Source organism: Streptomyces griseus (genome assembly GCF_001715295.1).
Classification (GTDB): Bacteria; Actinomycetota; Actinomycetes; order Streptomycetales; family Streptomycetaceae; genus Streptomyces; species Streptomyces griseus_G.
In genome coordinates, this window is sequence record NZ_MDKB01000001.1 from 1279198 (window position 1) to 1297977 (window position 18780).

Consider the following 18780-nt stretch of genomic DNA (forward strand, 5'->3'; position numbering starts at 1 on the left):
CCATCCTAGCGCATCCCTTACCGGGGCAATCGCGTAACTGAGTATGTGAATTTACTTGGCTAAGAAATCTGCTCCAGTGTCCGCCGCGGAAGAGGAAGGGCTGCTGCCCGCGCTGACGGAAGGACGGGCAGGACATGGCACAGGCAACAGCGGCTTCCATCGTGAGGTCGGTGCGCTACCGGTGGTGCGGGCTGGGGGTGATTGCCCTGGCCCAGCTGATGGTCATGCTGGACATGACGATCGTGAACCTCGCCCTGCCCTGGGCCCAGCAGGACACCGGTATGTCGGACGCGAGCCGGCAGTGGGTGGTGACCGCCTGCACCCTCGCCTTCGGCGCGCTGCTGCTTGGCGGACGCGTCGGCGATCTCGTTGGCCACAAGCGCGCCTTCATGGCCGGGGCCATCGGCTTCGCCAGGTTGTATGGTCCGTCCGGCGATGGACATTCGCGAGATTCCCCCCGTGATACCGAAGCTTCGATACGTCTTCAGCCACCCTGCAACTCCACGGAGTCCACAGTGCGATCAGTGACTATCGCCGCAGGGATTTGGTGCAAGTGCGACCGTCGGGGGGCGGAAATCCGGCCACTTCCCACACAGCGGCAACCACCAGGGGCCCTGATCCGCCGTGGAATTCGTCAGTCGGCCCTGAAGAAGATGCGGCCCAGGGGAGTCCCGGACCGCACATCTCGGCCACATCAGCGCCGTCAGGCGGCGAGCGGCTCCGGCAGGGGCCTGGCGTGCAGGACCTCCAGCCGGGACACCGCACGCGTCACCACCACGTACAGCCGGTGCAGTCCGCGCGGCTCGGACTCGACGATCGCCGCCGGCTCCACCACCACGACATGGTCGTACTCCAGGCCCTTAACGACCGTCGCGGGCAGCACCGTCACCCGGGCGGCCGTGCCGACCTCGTCGGCGGTCGCCGTCTCGATGCCCGCCTTGCGCAGGGCCGCCGAGGCCGCGGCCACCGCGTCGTCGGCGGCGATCACGGCGACCGACCCCTCACGGTCGAGCGCCGCACGGACCGCGGACACCGTGGCGGCCGCCACGTCGTCGACCTCGCTGACCGTCAACTCGCCGTCGTGGCGCAGCGAACGGGCCGGCGGCACATCCACGCCGAGGGCCCCCACCAGCCGGTTGGCCAGCTCCATCACCGCGGCCGGGACACGGAAGCCGGTGGTCAGCGGGACGACCGTGGCCTGCGCCTTACCCAGATACGTCAGCTGCTCCCGCCAGGACCGCGCCGACCAGGGCGCCGTCGCCTGCGCCAGATCACCCAGCACCGTGATGGAACCGAACACGCTGCGCCGGGCGATCGCCCGGCACTGCATCGGCGACAGGTCCTGTGCCTCGTCCACGACCACATGGCCGAAGCCCCCGGGGCGCTCGATGAGCCCCGCTACCTCGTCGAGCAGCAGCACGTCCTCGACCGACCAGGAAGCGCTCTTCTCCGACCGCGGCGGCTTGGCCCACAACAGCGCCTGCTGCTCGGCCGCGTCGAACACGCCGTCCGCCGCCTCCTCCATCACCGCCGGGTCGCTCAGCAGCGCGGCCACGACCTCCTCCGGCCGCGCCACCGGCCACGCGACCTCCAGCAGCGCGGCCACCGGCTTCGAACGGCCGATCTTCCGCGCCCAGGTGACACTTTTCGGCCCGGCCCGCCGCTCGGCCTGCTGCTGGATCAGCGTCACCACCCGCGAACGCACATGCTCACGCCCGACCCCGTACGGCACTCCCATGCCCCGCACCTCGTCGATGACCCGGGCCAGGTCGTAGGAGTCGATCCGCCAGCGGTACGAGCCGTCGGTGACCGCGATGGACTCCTCAGGGTGCCTCACCCTGGCGTACAGGGCCCGCTCCAGGACGTCCGCCATCCGGTCGCTGTGCTTCAGGGCGCTGACGTCCTCCCCGTCCACCCGCTTGACAGGGTGCCGGGCCACCACGTCCTCCACCGTGAGCTGCGCGATGTCGATCTCGCCCAGCGACGGCAGCACCTCGGCGATGTAGCGCAGGAAGGTGCGGTTCGGGCCGATGATCAGCAGACCGCTGCGCTGCAGCCGCTCCGGGAACGTGTAGAGGAGAAACGCCGCGCGGTGCAGGCCCACGGCGGTCTTGCCGCTGCCCGGCGCGCCCTGCACACACACCGACTCGTTCAGCTCGCTGCGGACCAGGTTGTCCTGTTCCGGCTGGATGGTGGCGACGATGTCACGCATCGGGCCGAGCCGGGGCCGTTCGATCTCCGCCGAGACGATCGCGCTCGCCGCGTCGCCGTCGCCCTCGGCCCGCGCGTGGTCGAGATGCTCGTCCTCCAGGCCGGTGAGGTCCTCCGGAGCACCGTGGCTCCAGGGGGCCCAGCCGAAGCGTCGTCGCACCGCGACGCCGCGCGGTTCCAGGGCGCTCGCCTGGTAGTAGGTGCGGGAGACCGGCGCACGCCAGTCGATCACCAGGGGCGGTGCGGCCGGGTGCTCCGAGACCCGCCTGCGGCCGATGTAGTACCGCTGCCGCCGGTGGTCCCCCGCGTCCTCCGTGTCCTCGAAGTCGAGCCGGCCGAAGAACAGCGGGCTGTCGGGCTCCTCCGCCATCTGCCGTGCGCGGGTCCGCAGATAGCGGCCGAGCGCCTCGGCGCTCGCGCCGTCGCCCGACACGTCCTCGCCCGCGACGACCTGGTACTGGGCATCGTCCACCTGGCGGGTCATCGCTTCGCGGCACATCGCGACGTAGGCACGCCCCAGGGCCAGCTCGTCGTCGAGTCCGACGCCCTCCTGGGTGCCGTACGTGTCCCGGACGTGTGGCGTCATCGATCGACCTTTCCGAAGTGACGGCCTTGCGCTCCGCCCGGCGGGACCGGACGGCGAATTCCCGATCCCAGCATAACTGAACCAGGTTAATAGAATGGCTTGGTTGTGTTATTGGTAGGCGTGGGGAGGGCTGGGTGGCGATGGGGTCTCCCGCGTACGCCGACCTGGGTCAGCGCCAGGCCGAGGCCTACGTCCGCGCTGGGCGGCGGCCCGGGGCGCTGAGGGGCCGCGACCTGCGTAAGCGTCGGGCGGTGCCTCATCTCCGCCGGGCCTCGGCCTGGGGCCCCGCGGGTGCGACCCTGGGGTCGGGTGGCGGCTGGGCCTCGCCGGGCCCTACACGGGTCGGCATCGGGCGGCGACCTCTGGCGCCGAGGGCCCTGAGCTGGGCAACGTCCGGGTAGCGCCTGGGTGGGCGGCGGCGCGCCGTCCGCCGGACGACGACCGGTTTCGCGCCCCGCACCGGGCGCCGGCCCGGGTCCTCGCCAGGGCGAAGTTCAGGTCAGCGCCGGGCCGCGAGCGGTCCTCCCGGTGCCACCGCCCGCACCAGATGGGCAGGTGCGTACAGCTCCTTGCCGATCCACAGCGGGGGTGGCGTTCCACGTCCAGACCGTGTTCCAAAAAAAGGAGCAGCCCCGTCGCGCGGCCTCGGCCGTCGCCGAGCGGGCGTCGGTGGGCAGCTCCAGCAGGGTGCGAACCGCGCATGCGGTCTCTTCGGCCGTGCCCTCCCAGCGGCCAGCGAGCCGTTGTCGCGCTGCCGCTGCAGGAGCCAGTCGACGGACCCGTGCAGGAAGTCGGCTGCGTCCGGGCCTGCGTGCCGGTGGTGGCCAGGGCGCAGCGCATCGTAGCGAAATAGGGGCATTGGTGCCATTTGTCGGACCAACTGTCGTCCCTCGACATCTTCGAGTTCCACGCGTGCCCGTGTACAGTGAACAACGCCCCTGACCTGCACAAAGCAGGCAGGGAGCCGTCTTCCAGGAGTCCAAAGTGCTGCGTACTCTGTTCAAGTCCAAGATCCACCGGGCCACCGTCACCCAGGCCGACCTGCATTATGTCGGGTCCGTGACGGTTGACGCGGATCTGATGGACGCGGCTGACCTGCTGCCCGGCGAGCTCGTCCATATCGTGGATATCGACAACGGTGCCCGGCTCGAGACGTACGTCATCGAGGGGGAGCGTGGTTCCGGTGTCATCGGGATCAACGGAGCCGCCGCCCACCTGGTGCACCCCGGTGACCTGGTGATCCTCATCAGTTACGCCCAGGTGGAGGACGCCGAGGCCCGCACCTTCACGCCGCGCGTCGTGCACGTCGACGCGGACAACCGCATCGTCGCCCTGGGGGCCGACGCGTCGGCACCCGTGCCGGGTTCCCGTACGGAGCGCAGTCCGCACGCGGTGCCCGCACAGGCCTGATCCGACCGTTTCCCGATTCGCGTCCAGCCTTCGAGGAGCAACCCCATGGCAGCAGAGAACACGTCGGTGGAGATCCGCGACGACCGCGAGCACGGCAAACTGGTGGCGTACGAGGACGGTACGGTCGCCGGAACCATCGCGTACTTCGTGATGTACCCGGAGCCCGGCGCCCTGGTCGCCGTCCACACCGTCGTCAGGCCGGCGTACGAGGGGAAGGGCATCGCGGGGGCCCTCGCCCGGGAGTTCTACACCATGGCGGCCCGCGAGGGGGTACCCGTGGTCCCGCTCTGCCCGTACGTCGCGAAGTGGGCCACCCGCCACCCCGAGCAGGCTCCCGAAGCCCCGGAGGAACTGGTCCGGGGCGCGCAGAGGCAGCTCGAGTCGCACCCTGAGCTGCTCTGATCCCGGCCGGGGAGTGCGGGGCCGGGCGAGAGGGACCGCGTACGGGGACGGCCGCGGTATCACGTGTGGACTCGGCAGGCGCGGGCAGCCGCATCGGGAGACGGTGGAGATGCGACCATCTCGATCCGCTCGTACCTTTGTCTGCTGTTGGAGGCCCGAGATGACCCATCCGATTCCCGACCCGGTTCCGCCCCCGCCGGCCCCGCCCGTGCCCGGCCCGCCGTCGCCGGTGCCGACGCCGCCCGCGCCGGACCCGGCACCCGTTCCCTCCCCGCCCCCCGGCCCGCCGCAGCCGGTGCCGCCCGGCCCGGCACCGGATCCGATTCCGCAGCCGCCGAGCCCGAACCCGGAGCCCGTACCTGAACCGGAGCCCTCGCCGCAGCCTGCGGGCTGAGCTGCCCGCGGACCGGGCCGACGGCCGGAGCCGAAGGCCGTGCGGGTACCGGCCCCGCCCGCTCGGCCGGCGCCCCCGCCGAGCGGGCAGCATGGTGGCCGGCCGGTTCCGGAGCGCCGTGTCAGGGGGCCGGCCTGCGTTCGGTCAGAGCCGTCAGCGCGTCCGCGTGGTCCAGCCCGCTCTCCGCAGCCACCGCATCCAGGGACTGCGCGTCGCGCACCGGGGCGAAGTGCGGTCCGTCTCCGTCCGGGCCGAAGGAGAAGCCGTACACGGCGGGCCGCGGAAGGCTGTTGTAGGCCCACGGGGTGGAGAAGTAGTACGCCCCGGTGTCGTACAGGACGACGAAGTCGTCCTCCCGGATCTCGGGCAGTTCCCGGGCGTGAGCGACCACATCCCCGGCGAAACAGCAGGGCCCCGCGACGTCCTGGACCATCGGCGGCCCGCTCCGGGGGCGTCCTTCCCCGTCGAACACGCCCACCCGGAGCGGCCAGGCCTCGGGCATGAAGACCGTACGGGTGGCGATCTGGGCCCCGGCGTGGGTGAGCGCGATGCGGCGGCCGCCCGCGTCCTTCGTGTACTCCACGCGCGCCCCGATGAAGCCGTTCTTCGCCAGCAGGGACCTGCCGAACTCGGTGACCAGGTGGTAGCGGCCGTCGAAGAGGCCCGGAGCCGCCGCCCGGAGTGCGGCCACATGGTCCGAGAAGGCGGGACGCACCTCGTCGTCGGCGAAGTTGACCGGCAGCCCGCCGCCGATGTCGATCCCGGTGACCTGCCGGGCCCCCACCGTGGCGTTGATCTCCTCGGCCAGCCCGTACGTCTCGGCGATGCCCTCGGCGATGAGTTCCGGCGGGCAGCCCTGGGAGCCCACGTGGGTGTGGAGCCGGGTCAGCCAGGGACGCTCCGCGAAGGCCTGGACGACCTGTTCGCGGGCGCCCGGGTCACGCAGGGCCACACCGAACTTGGAGGTGGCCGTCGCGGTGCTCATCGCCCCGATGGAGCCGCCTCCCACCTGCGGATTGACGCGCAGCCCGAGTACGGACGCCGAGTCCGGGGAGCGCAGTTCCCCGATGCGGCGCAGTTCGCCCGGGCTGTCGGCGTTCACCGCCACACCGAGCGCCAGCGCCAGCCGCAGCTCCTCCCGGGTCTTCGCGGGGGAGTCCAGGACGATCCTCTCCGGGGCGAACCCCGCCTCGACGGCGAGCCGCAGCTCACCCGGGCTCGCCACCTCGCAGCCCATGCCGCAGTCGGCGAGCAGCCGCAGCACAGGGACGAGGGAGGCGGCCTTCGCGGCGAAGGTGTGCAGGACGGGCACGCCCGGAACCGAGGCGAAGGCCTCGTGCAGCGCGGTGACGGAGTCCCGGACACCGTCCACGTCGAGGAAACCGGCCACGGGCTGCCGCTCGCCGAGCAGTCCGTCCGCCACGGCCCGGCGGACCGCCTCGGCGAACCGTGCCGCGCGCGGGCCGGGCGGGGAGTGTGCCGCGCCTGCGGCGCGAGTCGTCGATGTCATACGGCGAGAGTGGACGAGAGGAACCCCCCGGGTCTTCGTCGCGCAGGACAACGCCGGCGGCGCAGCCCGTCCGGACGCACAACTCGCGGACCGACGTGCCACCCGGCGGTCACGTGTCACCCGCCAGCCGCACCGCGAGTGTGAGCAGCAGCCGGGTGTCCGGGTCGTCGAGATCGACGCCGAACCGCTCCCGCACACGGCGAAGGCGGTACCGCAGCGTATTGGGATGGACGACGAGCCGCCGCGCCGCCCGCACCACGTCACCCGAGGCGTCGAGATACGCGGCCAGCGACCGCACCAGCACACCGCCGGCCGTGAGATCGGAGCGCACGAGGTCGTGCACGGGGCCGGTGCCCGCCTCCCACAGCGGCCGCACCGCGTCCAGGGCACGCAGGACGTCGATCCCCGGCCCGGCCTCCGCGGGCCCCGCGTGCCGCAGTGCCGGGCCCGGCCCGCCCCGCCGTTCCCGCTCCCGCAGCACCCGCACCACCAGAGCGGCCTCCTCCCGGGAGGCGGCGGCTTCGACGGCGGACGGGACCACGCACCCGGCCCCGGCCCGTACGGGGACCCCGCCGGGCAGGGCGGACGCCAGGCCGGCCAGTTCCCGGGCGAGGCCGAGCACCTCGCGTTCCTGACCGCCGCCGCGCAAGGGGAACAGCACGAGCAGCCGCTCGGCCTCACGCAGCACCAGGACACCGGAGCGGTACGACAAGGCCTGCAGCGCCAGCGCGTCCAGCGTCCGCCGAATCCCCGACCACGTACCGAATGCGGGCGTCCACGGGCCCTCAGGAGGCGGCGGCGCACCGGACGGCTCCGGTACGTGGGGCAGGGAGGCGTCCGCGGTGCCCGGCTCCGGGTCCGGGAACGGCGACGCACCGCCGACGGGCGGCGTCGTACCGCCGACGGGCGGCGTCGTACCGCCGACGGGCGGCGTCGTACCGCCGACGGAAGGTGTCGCATCGGCGTGGGGCGGCTGAGTGCCTCCCACCGGTTCCGGCCGTACGCCGTGCCCCGGGGCCCCGGCGGGTTCCGCGATCACCACCGCGCACGGGGCCTCCGGCGCTAGCCCCAGCGACCACGCGTGCGTGCGCCCGTCGCCCTGCCCGTACAGCAGCCCGCGCAGGGCCCCGTCCCGGCGGCGTACGGCTCCGCTCTCCCGCAGCCGGTGCCTCACCAGGAGCGGGGCGGCGGCCTCGGCGGCCCGCCGCAGTGCGTCCCCGGCACGGAGCGAGAGGCTGCGGCCGTCCGCCGCCGCCCAGATCGAGCCCAGTACCTCGGGGCCGTTACGGACGGCGACGACCAGGCGCTCGGGGCTGTCGCCGTCGGCGGGCCGGCGGATCACGTCCCGGGAGGTCCACAGCGCCCGCAGCACCCCGCTGCGCCGCAGTTCCGCGATCCGCCACTCCGGCACCCGGCCGCCCAGGATCGTGGAACGGCGTACGCCGTCGGCCTCCGGCAGGGTCGCCGAGTGGGCCAGTACCCGGAACGAGGTGTCCTCGATCGTGATCGAGCCCCCCGTACGCGCGGCGATGGCGGCGGCCAGCGCGTCGAGGTCGTCGCCGTACGGGTGGGCGTCCGCTCCCGGGTCGCCGGTGGTCGCCGCGGCGAGGGCCAGCGCGGAGCGCAGCAACGCGGCGGTGTCGCTCCAGTCCGTCCAGGCCGCCCTGGCGAGCAAGGCGACCCCCGCCTCGGCGGCCGCGGCCAGGACCTCCGGTGCCGCAGGCGCTCCCTCCGTCTCCCGCAGCACCACGGCGCAGGCACCGCTCCGGGCCGCCTCCCGCACGGCCTCCGTCGCGTCGGCGCAGGCGGCGGACGGACCGACCGCCAGCACCACGTGCCCACCGGCGTGGCCGCCCGCCCCCTCGTCGCCGAAGACCACGGCCCGCACCGCCACGTCCCGCTGGGCGGGAGCCACCAGCAGTCGCAGCGTCCCCGCGTCGTCGTAGGCGAGGAGCCGGCGGAGGGTTGCCCCGGGATCCGGTTCGGCGGGAGACGGGCTGCTGGTCACGGGCCGAGCATACGAGGACGGCTGATCAGCCGGCCGGGACCTCCGACCTGTCGCCGCCCCACAGTGTGTGGAACGAGCCGTCCCGGTCGGTGCGCCGGTAGGTGTGGGCCCCGAAGAAATCACGCTGGCCCTGGGTGAGCGCCGCGGGCAGCCGGTCGGCGCGCAGCCCGTCGTAGTACGAGAGGGCCGCCGCGAAGCCGGGGGTCGGCACTCCCTGCCGTACGGCCTCGGCGATCACCGTGCGCCAGTCGTCCTGCGCCGCACCGATCTCGTCGGCGAACTGCTGGTCGGAGAGGAGGCTCAGCAGGTCGGGCCGGCTGTCGTACGCCGCGCGGATCCGGTCCAGGAAGGCAGCGCGGATGATGCACCCGGCCCGCCAGATCGATGCCACCGCCCCGAGGTCGATGTCCCAGTCGTACGTCTCGCTGCCCGCCCTGATCTGGTGGAACCCCTGCGTGTAGGACACGATCTTGGAGGCGTACAGCGCCTGCTCGACCCGGTCGGCGAAGGCGGCCGCCTCCTCCGTGCCCAGCGGTGCGGCCGACGGGCCGGGCAGGCCGCGGGCCGCCTCCCGGAGGTCGGCGTGGCCGGACAGGGAGCGGGCGAAGACCGCCTCGGCGATACCGGACACGGGCACGCCGAGGTCGAGGGCGATCTGTACGGTCCAGCGTCCGGTGCCCTTCTGCTCCGCCCGGTCCTGGACGACGTCGACGAACGGGGAGCCGGTCGCCGCGTCCGTGTGGGCGAGCACCTCGGCGGTGATCTCGATGAGGTAGGAGTCCAGGCGTCCGGTGTTCCAGCTGCGGAAGGTGTCCGCGATCTGCGCGGGGGAGTAGCCGGCGACGGCACGCAGCAGGTGGTAGGCCTCGGCGATGAGCTGCATGTCGGCGTACTCGATGCCGTTGTGGACCATCTTCACGAAGTGACCGGCGGCGTCCGGCCCGATATGGGTGGTGCAGGGCGTCCCGTCCTTCGCCTTGGCCGCGATCTTCTCCAGCATCGGACCCAGCGACGCGTAGGACTCCTCCGAGCCGCCCGGCATGATGCTCGGCCCGTTCAGTGCCCCCTCCTCGCCTCCGGAGATGCCCACGCCGACGAAGTGGATCCCCTGTTCCCGCAGTTCCTTCTCGCGGCGCCTCGTGTCCTCGAAGTGAGCGTTGCCGCCGTCGATGACGACGTCACCCTCCTCCAGGAGCGGGGCGAACTCCTTGATCACGGCGTCGGTCGGCTCCCCGGCCTTCACCATGATCACGAGGCGCCGTGGGCGTTCCAGGGCGGCCACGAACTCCTCGGGGGTGTGCGCGGGGACGAACGTGCCCTCGTCGCCGAAATCCTCGACCAAGGCGTCGGTCTTCGCGGTGGTGCGGTTGTGCACCGCCACGGTGAAGCCGTTGCGGGCGAAGTTGCGAGCGAGGTTGCGGCCCATGACCGCCAGGCCTGTGACGCCGATCTGCGCAGTGCCGCTCATCTGTCTGCTCCTGCTGTCCGGTGCGGGGGGGAAGGGGAGGAGGGAGGGATCGAAAGGGGGGCGACGGAGAAGGGACTCGGGGGAGGGACGGGGAAGTGGCCGGAAGGAGGAGGGCGGGGCGGGGCGTGCCGGAAGCGAGGGCCGGTCAGGTGTACGAGGCCCGGGCGCCGTGCGTCCGGCACCTCACCTCCGCGTACCCTCTGACGCGCGCGGCGGTTCCGTGCCGGTACCCGCCCGTCGCCGTGGGGATCGGTCAGTACCTCTGCTCATCCCCCTCCTCGGGGATCACATGCATCGCCGCCTCCTCCGCCGAGGCCGCGGCACCGTCGATGCCGACGTCCTGCGCGGTGAGCGTGGCCTCGACGTGGCCGTCGCCCTGCTGGGTGAGCCGGCCGGCGCGGTCGGTGCCCACCTCCGTGTCGTAGAGCTCTCCGTCACCGTCCGCCAGATCACCCAGACCGTCGCCGGGGGAGCCGGCTCCCTCGGGGACTTCCCTGGTCAGGCGGGTGGCGAGTGATTCGCGGGAGTGCTGCTCCGATGCGGTGGTGCCTTCGTCGTCGACCGCCCACGGCCGTTCGGGCGGTGAGTACCCCTCGTCGAGGAGGTCGGTGACCCCGGACGTGTCCAGGGTGTCCTCCAGGTCGAGCAGGTCGTCCCGGTCGAAGGCCTCCGGTTCCTGGGGCTGGTAGACGTCGTCCCCTCGGTCGGTGTCGGTCATGGTGCGTCCCTTCCGGTCCGGTGCGGACGGCCTGCCGCCGTGTCGCGGGGGCGCCGTTCTCGCTCACGCCCATCCGTGTCCCTGTACGCAATTCCACTCCGGTCCCGGGAGGGACGCAACGGAAGCCCGTTCCCCACCCCGCGGGCACCGGACCGGGACGAGGACCCGGAGGTGACGACCCCGGGATGACGGCGCCGGCCGACGACTGTCGGTCACGACGCACCTGTCCGGTACGACGCGGGTATCCGGCCGGGGCCGGCGATCTGTCCTGTCATTGGCATGGACCTGCCTAGCTCCCCTCCACTACAGTCCTGGAAGCCGCCTGAGAGCGCTCTCAGAGCGATCTCAGGCGCCTGTTCCACCCCCACGATGCTGGAACAACAGAAGGGGAACTCCCCGTGAGACACACGACGATGGTGCGGACCGGTCTGTCCGCCCTGCTCATCCTCGGCACCTGGGCAGCCGCCGGCGTCACCCAGGCCTCCGCCGCGGACACTCCCCCCGCCGAACCGCAGGCGTCCGCAGGCCTGATCTCCGCGATGCAGCGGGACCTGGGTCTGACGCAAGCCCAGGCGGAGGCGCGGCTGACCGCGGAGAAGGAGGCGACCGCTCTGCAGGCCCCCGCGCAGAAGGCGGCCGGCGCCTCCTTCGGCGGCTCGTGGTTCGACACCGCGTCCGGGAAGCTCACGGTCGCCGTCACGGACCGTACGGCCGCCCGTTCCGTGCGCGCGGCCGGCGCCGAGACCCGACTGGTCGAACACACCGCCCGGCAGCTGGACACCGCCAAGGACCGGCTGGACGCACTCGCCGCGCCGAGCGGCATCAGCAGCTGGCACGTCGATCCGCGGGCGAACACCGTCGTGGTGAACGTCGTCGCGTCGGAACGGCGTGACAACGATGTCCGTGCCTTCCTCGCGAAGGCGCGGAAGGCCGGCCCGGTCACGGTGAAGGAGACCGCCGAGGCCCCGCGGACGTTCGCCGCGGGAACGGTCGGCGGAGACCCGTACTACACGGGCAACGTCCGCTGCTCCATCGGGTTCTCCGTCCACGGCGGCTTCGTCACGGCAGGCCACTGCGGCCAGGCGGGCGGAGCGGTCAGAGGATGGGACGGCTCGGCCATAGGCAACTTCCAGGGCTCGTCCTTCCCCGACAACGACTACGCCTGGGTCAACGTGGGCAGCGGCTGGTGGACCGTACCGGTCGTCCTCGGTTGGGGCCAGGTCTCCGACCAACTGGTACGCGGATCCAACGAGGCCCCGATCGGCGCCTCGATCTGCCGGTCCGGCTCCACCACCCACTGGCACTGCGGCAACGTTCTGGCGAAGAACGAGACCGTGAACTACAGCCAGGGCGCCGTCCACCAGATGACGAAGACCAGTGTGTGCGCCGAACCGGGCGACTCGGGCGGCTCGTTCATCAGCGGTGACCAGGCGCAGGGAGTCACCTCGGGCGGCTGGGGTAACTGCAGCGGCGGCGGCGAGACCTGGCACCAGCCCATCAACGAGATCCTCAACCGCTACGGACTCAGGCTGCACACCGCCTGAACCGCCCCCGCCGGGGCCCGGTGACCCCGACGGTGCGTGAGCGGTCTGCTGCGGTACCGGGCCCGGTACCGCAGCAGACCCGGGCCGTACGGGGGACGCGGAGGTCCGCGCCGGCCGGGCCGTCCCCGGCCGGGTTGCCCGGTCCCGGCCCCTCGGTCCGGTCCGTTCCAGCTACCGGCCCCGGCCCCTCGGCACGCTCCGCTCCGGAGCTAGAGCGAGCCCTCGGGGCCCTCCTCGCCCTCGTCGTCGGCGCTGAGCTCCTCGGCGCGCAGTGCGAGGTCCTGCAGCACGTCGGTGGAGGTCACGTCCTGCTGGCCGGAGTCGTGGATCTGGGCGAGCGCGATGAACGCCAGGGTGAACGCTCCGACCAACTGCTCCACGGCTCCGCCGACTTCACGGCCGACCAGGGCGGCCATCTCCTCGACGCTCGCATCGGCGGGGATGGCGATGTGCGGCATCGTCTCGTTGAGGAGGGTGGTCACGATGCTGCCGCCCGCCTCCAGGTCGCCCCCGCTCATGTCCTCGGCCTGGCGCTGCATCTCGCCCGCCTCGGTCAGGATGCCGATCACTCGCTTGAGGACTTCGCTCTGCTCCATACGGTGAGCATAGGTGTACCCGCAGCCCGAACCGGATCGGCTGTCCGCACCGCTCGCGCGCGGGAGGGCGGAGGCCGGCACGGGACGCCCGGCCGGCCCACGGCGGCGGGCTGGGCACCGCCCACCCGTCCCGCGTACCGCTCCGGAGGCCGACGGAAGCGGTACGGCGGGTGAGCCGAGCGTGCGCCCAGTGCGAATGGAGCGCAGATCGAGCGCGCAGGGGGCGCGGAAGACACCGGCAGTGCCGGGATCGAGAGGGCCCCCTTGTCACATCCCTTTGCCTCCCCATAAGTTGACGCCTGCGACGTGTCCTAGAGCCAGTGGGGGAGCCGAGTCATGGCCGCGAACGGACGGCACCGCAGATATCAGCCCAGCCTGATCAACCGTGCCTCGCTCACGGTGACGGCGGGCGGCGCGGGCCTCGCGCTTCCGCTCCTCGCGGCCGCACCGGCGGGCGCGGCATCCCAGGACGTGTGGGAGAAGGTCGCCGCTTGCGAGTCGAGCGGCAACTGGCACATCAACACGGGTAACGGCTTCTACGGCGGCCTCCAGTTCACCGGCTCGACCTGGGCCGCCTACGGGGGCACCGCCTTCGCCCCCCGCGCCGATCTGGCCACCCGGGAGCAGCAGACAGCCGTCGCCGAGAAGGTGCTGAACGGGCAGGGACCGGGCGCGTGGCCCACCTGCTCGGTGCAGGCCGGCCTGACCCGCGGAGGTGACGCGCCGGACATCGCTCCGCAGTCACGGCGCAGCACGCCGGTCGACGGGACGAAGGCCGGAGCCGTGAGGGACAGGGCCGCTGCGGACGGATCCGCCCGGGCCGAGACCGCGTCCGCGCCTTCGGAGGCCCCGCGGGGCCGGTCCGGTCAGGCGTCCGCGTCGGCGACGTCCGCCCCGGGGGAGCGGGACGCGTACACCGTGGAGCGCGGCGACTCCCTCTCCGGCATCGCGTCCGCCGAGCGGGTACAGGGCGGCTGGCAGCGCCTGTACGCCGCGAACCGCTCCGTGGTCGGCACGGACCCCGACCTCATCTTCCCGGGGCAGCGTCTCCGCCTCGACGTCGCCGAGGCGCCGAGCACGGCAACAGGAGCGCCGAAGCGGAAGGAGGCCGCCAGGCCCGCCGGGGGACCGGGGGCCAAGCCGGCCCACCCGACGGAGCGCACGGCCGAAGCGGCCCCGGAACGCACCGCGAGGCCCGCCCCGGAGCGCACGCGTCAAGCGGCTCCCGAGCGCACCGCGAGGCCCGCCCCGGAGCGCACGCGCGAAGCCGCTCCGAAACAGGTCTCGAAGCCCTCCGCCAAGTCCAGGGAAGCCAGACAGCACTCGGGGTACACCGCACCCGTGCAGGCGAGCACCGGCACCCCGTACCACCAGGCGGGTTCCTGGTCGAGCGGCTACCACACGGGCGTCGACTTCCCCGTCCCCACGGGAACCTCGGTGAGGGCCGTGGCCTCCGGGACGGTCGTCTCGGCCGGCTGGGCGGGGGCGTACGGCTACGAGATCGTCATCCGCCACAGCGACGGCAAGTACAGCCAGTACGCTCACCTCTCCGCGCTCAACGTGCGCGAAGGCCAGCAGGTGAGCAGCGGCCGGCGGATCGCACGCTCGGGCTCGACGGGCAACAGCACGGGCCCGCATCTGCACTTCGAGATCCGTACCGGCCCCGGATACGGTTCCGACATCGACCCCTTGGCCTACCTGAGGGCCGGCGGCGTCAGCGTCTGAACGGCCCCGCCGTCCTCGGTGCCCTGGGCGCGTAAGTTGCCCCGGCGCCCCGAGCCGGCGCCGGAAGGCTTCCCGCCGAACTCCACGCGCCGACCACCGTGCCCCCGCGTCAGGGGCAGGGACACCCCCGTCGGCGCCGGGAACGGGGCAGGGCCGTCCGGCTCATGCCGGGACGGCTGCTTCCCGGGGACGGGAAGCGCCCTCGCGGCCGGAGCACCGTGTGGGGCGTCCCCCGTCCGCGTCAGGGTGACAGGATCCGGCGTACGCACCTCCGTGCCCGCATCGGCAGGGTCGCGCCCCTCCGTCCTGGCCTTCTCCGCCGCGCGGCGCTCGGCCCCCACCCGCTCCGTGGTCAGCAGGATCAGTCCGGCCGCCGCCAGCGCCCCGCAGCCGAGCGCGAGCAGGGTCCCCGTCACGCCGTAGCGGAACTGCTCCCCGAACAGGGCGATGCCCACCCCCGCGGCCACCACCGGATTCACCACCGTGACGGTCGCCAGCGGAGCCGTCAGCCCCGCTCCGCGGTAGGCGGCCTGGGAGAGCAGCAGGCCCGCGGCGGCCAGGCCCCCGATCACCAGCAGGGTCGGCAGACCCGAGGTCACCGAACCGGACGTCCACTCGACCGCCACGGTCTTGGTGAACACCGACGCGATACCGAACGCGATCCCCGCGCCGGTGGCCAGTACCACGCTGCGCAGCATCGGACGGCGCCCTGTCACGGCCCGCGCGAGCAGCAGCACGACGACGACCGCACCGGACGTCGCGGTCGCCAGCATCAACTGCTCGGGACCCGCAAGCGTGCGCGAGCCCGGGTTCCCCGTGAGAGCCAGCAGCCCCGCCAGTCCGACCGTTGCCATGACCGCGCCCCGCCAGGCCGTCCGGCCCGCCCTGCGGTGGACGAACAGCGCCGCCATGGGCAGGGCGAACACGATCGTCAGTGCGCCCAGCGGCTGGACGAGGCTGAGCGGTCCGTAGGCCAGAGCGACGACGTGCAGCAGTGCGCCCACCCCGTTCAGCGCCACCGCCACCCACCAGACGGTGGTGCGCAGCGGGGCGTACGGCCGGCCGTCACCGGCCGCCGCCACGTGCTCCTGGACGATCGCCCCGGCCGCGTAGGCGACCGCGGAGACCAGTGACAGGAGCACGGAGAGCGCAAGGAAACTCATGTACACCACGATGTCCTGTCGAGGCCGCCGAGTCGTCGTCCCTGAGGCGGCGATCCGGCGTACTGCTCCGGTAGTACGTACGTCACTCCCGGGTCCTCCTCTCGACGGTAGTCCCGCATCCGCCGGACGTCAGAAGATGCCGTACCCGGGTCACGGGGAGCCGACGGGCGACTGCTCCCCGTGACCCGGGTACGGCCGGACGGCGCGTACGTACGTCAGGGAGGTATGTCATGTACCTGCGTGCCCGGCCCTCGCCCCGGCTGTACCGACATGCCGCACGCACGACGCGGCCGGTCTCGCTCCGCACGCCCGTAACGCCTCGGCGCCCGCCGCCGGACCACATGTCCGGGGGCGGGCGCCGAGGCGCGCGAGCTGTCAGGTGCTGAGCTGGAACTCCGCCCGGATGCGCTTGCCGACGGGCACCCGCTCGGCCGTGACCCGGTCGCAGAGGGCGACCACGATCTCCATGCCGTGGCCGCCGAGGCGGTCCGGGTCGGGGGAGTAGAGGACGGGGAGGGCCGTACTGCTGTCGTACACCGTGATGCTGATGCGCTCGGCGTTGCCCTCCAGCTCGAGCATGTACGGTCCGTGGCTGTACCGGTCCGCGTTGGTGATGAGTTCGCTGACCGCGAGCATCAGATCGCTGCGGGTGTGCTCTCCGAGCACCGCCAGCCACTCCGCCGCCAGCCGGACCAGAAAGCGATCGGCCAGCGCGCGTGCCTGTGCGATGCATCCGGGCTCGCCGTCGAACACCTCGGCGGTGAGCAGAACATCCGTGGACGGTAGCCCCCGACAGGGGTCGTCCGGCCGTGAGGTGGCCTGATCGTTCATGTGCTCCAGCCAAGGCGCCGCAGGGTGGTCGTACCGACCATTTCTCGCCGATCGTCTACCCGCGTCGAAAGATCCCACTCCAGGAGACCTGAATGATTTTACGCACGTCCGGGCAGCCGGACCACGCTGACGAAGAAGTCGTCGATCTGGCGCACCGCCCCGATGAACTGCTCCAGGTCCACGGGCTTGGTGACATAGGCGTTGGCGTGCAGTTTGTAGCTGCGCAGGATGTCCTCCTCCGCGGAGGAGGTGGTGAGGACCACCACGGGGATCAGGGCCAGTTCCGGATCCGTCTTGATCCGCTCGAGCACCTGCCGACCGTCGTACCTGGGCAGGTTGAGGTCGAGCAGTACGAGATCGGGACGCGGCGCGTCGGCGTGTTCGCCCCGGCGGTAGAGGAAGTCCAGCGCCTCCTGCCCGTCGCGGACGACGTGCAGCGTATTGCGGATCTTGTTGTCCTCGAAGGCCTCACGGGTCATCAGCTCGTCGCCGGGGTCGTCTTCGACGAGCAGGACCTCGATGGGTTTGACCGGGTCGTTCACGCGGGCTCTCCGGAACTGGGGTTGAGCACGGCGGGTGCGAGCAGCTCGGCCGTGGTGTGTGTGGGCGCCTCGGGAAGTACAGGCAGGGTGAAGTGAATCAGCGTACCCTCGGCGGGCTCAGGGTCCAGCCAGATCCGGCCACCGTGGAACTCGATGATCTTACGGCAGAGGGAGAGACCGATGCCCGTCCCCTCGTACTCGTCCCGGGCGTGCAGGCGCTGGAAGATGACGAAGACCTTGTCGGAGAACTCCCGCGCGATCCCGATGCCGTTGTCCGCGACCGTCAGATGCCAGTCGTCACCCTCCCGGACGCAGCCGACGGTGATCCGGCACGGCACGTCGGGACGGCGGAACTTGACCGCGTTCCCGATGAGGTTCTGCCAGATCATGGTCAGCGACGTCGAGTCGCCGAGCAGCTCCGGCAGCGGAGCCTCACGGACGACGGTGGCGCCGGCCTCCTCGATGGCCAGGGTGAGGTTGGACAGGGCGCGATCCAGCGAGCGTTCCATGTCGACCGGCTTCCAGCTCTCGTGGACCCGCCCCACCCGGGAGAAGGTCAGCAGGTCGTTGATGAGGACCTGCATCCGCTTGGCGCCGTCGACCGCGAAGTCGATGTACTGCTTCCCGCGTGCGTCGAGCTCCGTGCCGTACCGCTTCTCCAGCAGCTGGCAGAAGGAGGCCACCTTGCGCAACGGCTCCTGGAGGTCGTGCGAGGCCACGTACGCGAACTGCTCCAGCTCCGCGTTGGAGCGCCGCAGTTCCCCGGTCTGTTCGGCGAGCAGGGTCTCGCGCTTCTGGGACTCGGCGAGCTCCGCGACCAGACGGCGGCGCATGTCCTCCACCGCCGAGGCCACCGCTCTGACATCCGAGGGGCCGTGGACCTCGATCCGGTGGCCGAACGCGCCCGAGCGGACCCCGTTCGATGCCGCTGTCAGTCGGCCCAGCGGGCGGCCCACCACGCGGCGCAGCAGCAGACTGAGCGAGACGACCGTCAGCAGGAACCCGACCAGCAGCGCCGCGAGCACCCGGTCGCGGGTGGTACGGGCGTCGTCGATCTCGGCACGAACCTGGTCACGCGCGGTGCTCAGGTCCTGCTGCTGGACGGTGTACAGCGCGCGCAGCGTGTCGAACTCCGCCTTGCTCCGCCGGACGGGGAGAGATGCCGCACCGGCCTCTGCGCCCTCACGCCCCGCGGCGATCAGCGGCTCGGCCCGCAGGCTGCGCCAGCGCCGGGCCGCCTCCTCGATCCGGTCCAGGTCGCCGGCGAACGGCTGCTCGTCCCCGACCAGGGCGCGCACGCGGTCCAGGTGTATCCGCTCGGCCCGCTTCCCGGCCTCGTAGGGTTCCAGGAACGAGGTGTCACCGGTGAGGGCGAAACCGCGTACGCCGGTCTCCTGGTCGAGCAGGGCGTTCTGCAACTGGAACGACGCCGAGCGGGCGGGCTGGATCCGGTCGACCAGTTCCGTGGTCCGGTCGGAGATACGGGAGAGGACCAGCCCGCCGACGACGAGGCACCCGCAGACCACCAGGACGAAACCCGCCAGGATCAGGTGGACCCAGTTCTGCACCGAAAGCCGGGCGATGATCCCCTGCTGCCCGGCGGAGTCGTCACCGGCCGCCTCGGGGCCCGCCACGGCGGGGTCCGGCGTCTCAACGGTCTCGGGGGCACTCG

At 72.3% G+C, this 18780-nt stretch carries 14 protein-coding genes and 1 pseudogene; 5 read left to right on the forward strand and 10 right to left on the reverse strand.

Features of this window, described 5'->3' with window-relative positions; translation table 11 throughout:
- Positions 1–134: 134 nt before the first annotated feature.
- A pseudogene (locus BA175_RS31605) lies at positions 135–413 on the forward strand (MFS transporter); the annotation flags it as partial.
- 290 nt (positions 414–703) lie between these two features.
- On the opposite strand, the gene BA175_RS05065 reads toward BA175_RS31605, so the two are convergent.
- Entirely contained in the window at positions 704–2797 is a 2094-nt protein-coding gene (locus BA175_RS05065; RefSeq protein WP_139131368.1) for an AAA family ATPase, read from the reverse strand.
- A gap of 984 nt (positions 2798–3781) precedes the next feature.
- Here BA175_RS05065 and panD point away from each other — a divergent pair.
- Positions 3782–4207 (forward strand): aspartate 1-decarboxylase, encoded by a 426-nt coding sequence (panD, locus tag BA175_RS05070; RefSeq protein ID WP_069169983.1) that lies wholly within the window; start codon positions 3782–3784, stop codon positions 4205–4207.
- Positions 4208–4252: 45 nt separating this feature from the next.
- Positions 4253–4609: a GNAT family N-acetyltransferase gene (locus tag BA175_RS05075; protein WP_069169984.1), complete on the forward strand. Its 357-nt coding sequence runs from the start codon at positions 4253–4255 to the stop codon at positions 4607–4609.
- A gap of 515 nt (positions 4610–5124) precedes the next feature.
- Here BA175_RS05075 and BA175_RS05080 read toward each other — a convergent pair.
- The 4 genes from BA175_RS05080 to BA175_RS05095 form a co-directional block, all read right to left on the reverse strand.
- Positions 5125–6513 carry a diaminopimelate decarboxylase gene (locus tag BA175_RS05080; RefSeq protein ID WP_069169985.1) on the reverse strand — a complete coding sequence of 463 codons (1389 nt, stop codon included), beginning with the start codon at positions 6511–6513 and terminating at the stop codon, positions 5125–5127.
- Between the two features lie 109 nt (positions 6514–6622).
- Positions 6623–8521 (reverse strand): helix-turn-helix domain-containing protein, encoded by a 1899-nt coding sequence (locus BA175_RS05085; protein WP_069169986.1) that lies wholly within the window; start codon positions 8519–8521, stop codon positions 6623–6625.
- Positions 8522–8546: 25 nt separating this feature from the next.
- The gene (gndA, locus tag BA175_RS05090) at positions 8547–9989 is read right to left on the reverse strand and encodes an NADP-dependent phosphogluconate dehydrogenase (protein ID WP_069169987.1); all 1443 of its coding nucleotides are present in this window, start codon (positions 9987–9989) and stop codon (positions 8547–8549) included.
- 253 nt (positions 9990–10242) lie between these two features.
- On the reverse strand, positions 10243–10707 hold the full coding sequence (locus tag BA175_RS05095; protein ID WP_069169988.1) for a DUF5709 domain-containing protein: 465 nt from the start codon (positions 10705–10707) through the stop codon (positions 10243–10245).
- 413 nt (positions 10708–11120) lie between these two features.
- On the opposite strand from BA175_RS05095, the gene BA175_RS05100 reads away from it, so the two are divergent.
- Positions 11121–12251 (forward strand): S1 family peptidase, encoded by a 1131-nt coding sequence (locus BA175_RS05100; RefSeq protein WP_069169989.1) that lies wholly within the window; start codon positions 11121–11123, stop codon positions 12249–12251.
- A gap of 209 nt (positions 12252–12460) precedes the next feature.
- On the opposite strand, the gene BA175_RS05105 is transcribed toward BA175_RS05100, so the two are convergent.
- Positions 12461–12847, reverse strand: coding sequence for a hypothetical protein (locus BA175_RS05105; protein ID WP_069169990.1), 387 nt, complete (start codon positions 12845–12847; stop codon positions 12461–12463).
- Between the two features lie 336 nt (positions 12848–13183).
- Here BA175_RS05105 and BA175_RS05110 point away from each other — a divergent pair, with 336 nt between their 5' ends.
- The gene (locus BA175_RS05110) at positions 13184–14572 is read left to right on the forward strand and encodes a transglycosylase family protein (protein WP_069169991.1); all 1389 of its coding nucleotides are present in this window, start codon (positions 13184–13186) and stop codon (positions 14570–14572) included.
- On the opposite strand, the gene BA175_RS05115 is transcribed toward BA175_RS05110, so the two are convergent.
- The 4 genes from BA175_RS05115 to BA175_RS05130 form a co-directional block, all read right to left on the reverse strand.
- Positions 14542–15735: a DMT family transporter gene (locus BA175_RS05115; protein ID WP_175420742.1), complete on the reverse strand. Its 1194-nt coding sequence runs from the start codon at positions 15733–15735 to the stop codon at positions 14542–14544. The genes BA175_RS05110 and BA175_RS05115 overlap by 31 nt on opposite strands.
- A gap of 375 nt (positions 15736–16110) precedes the next feature.
- Positions 16111–16566 carry an ATP-binding protein gene (locus tag BA175_RS05120; protein WP_069169993.1) on the reverse strand — a complete coding sequence of 152 codons (456 nt, stop codon included), beginning with the start codon at positions 16564–16566 and terminating at the stop codon, positions 16111–16113.
- Positions 16567–16664: 98 nt separating this feature from the next.
- Positions 16665–17108 (reverse strand): response regulator, encoded by a 444-nt coding sequence (locus BA175_RS05125; protein WP_069169994.1) that lies wholly within the window; start codon positions 17106–17108, stop codon positions 16665–16667.
- Positions 17105–18676, reverse strand: coding sequence for a sensor histidine kinase (locus BA175_RS05130; protein WP_107407536.1), 1572 nt, complete (start codon positions 18674–18676; stop codon positions 17105–17107). Before BA175_RS05130 ends, BA175_RS05125 begins: the two co-directional genes overlap by 4 nt.
- Positions 18677–18780: the final 104 nt, after the last annotated feature.

Bases quoted from the DNA above. Each gene is read 5' to 3' on its own strand.
- BA175_RS05065 (WP_139131368.1), bottom strand. From the start codon at position 2,797: ATGACGCCACACGTCCGGGACACGTACGGCACCCAGGAGGGCGTCGGA.
- BA175_RS05075 (WP_069169984.1), top strand. From the start codon at position 4,253: ATGGCAGCAGAGAACACGTCGGTGGAGATCCGCGACGACCGCGAGCAC.
- BA175_RS05080 (WP_069169985.1), bottom strand. From the start codon at position 6,513: ATGACATCGACGACTCGCGCCGCAGGCGCGGCACACTCCCCGCCCGGC.
- gndA (WP_069169987.1), bottom strand. From the start codon at position 9,989: ATGAGCGGCACTGCGCAGATCGGCGTCACAGGCCTGGCGGTCATGGGC.
- BA175_RS05095 (WP_069169988.1), bottom strand. From the start codon at position 10,707: ATGACCGACACCGACCGAGGGGACGACGTCTACCAGCCCCAGGAACCG.
- BA175_RS05100 (WP_069169989.1), top strand. From the start codon at position 11,121: ATGGTGCGGACCGGTCTGTCCGCCCTGCTCATCCTCGGCACCTGGGCA.
- BA175_RS05105 (WP_069169990.1), bottom strand. From the start codon at position 12,847: ATGGAGCAGAGCGAAGTCCTCAAGCGAGTGATCGGCATCCTGACCGAG.
- BA175_RS05110 (WP_069169991.1), top strand. From the start codon at position 13,184: ATGGCCGCGAACGGACGGCACCGCAGATATCAGCCCAGCCTGATCAAC.
- BA175_RS05115 (WP_175420742.1), bottom strand. From the start codon at position 15,735: ATGAGTTTCCTTGCGCTCTCCGTGCTCCTGTCACTGGTCTCCGCGGTC.
- BA175_RS05120 (WP_069169993.1), bottom strand. From the start codon at position 16,566: ATGAACGATCAGGCCACCTCACGGCCGGACGACCCCTGTCGGGGGCTA.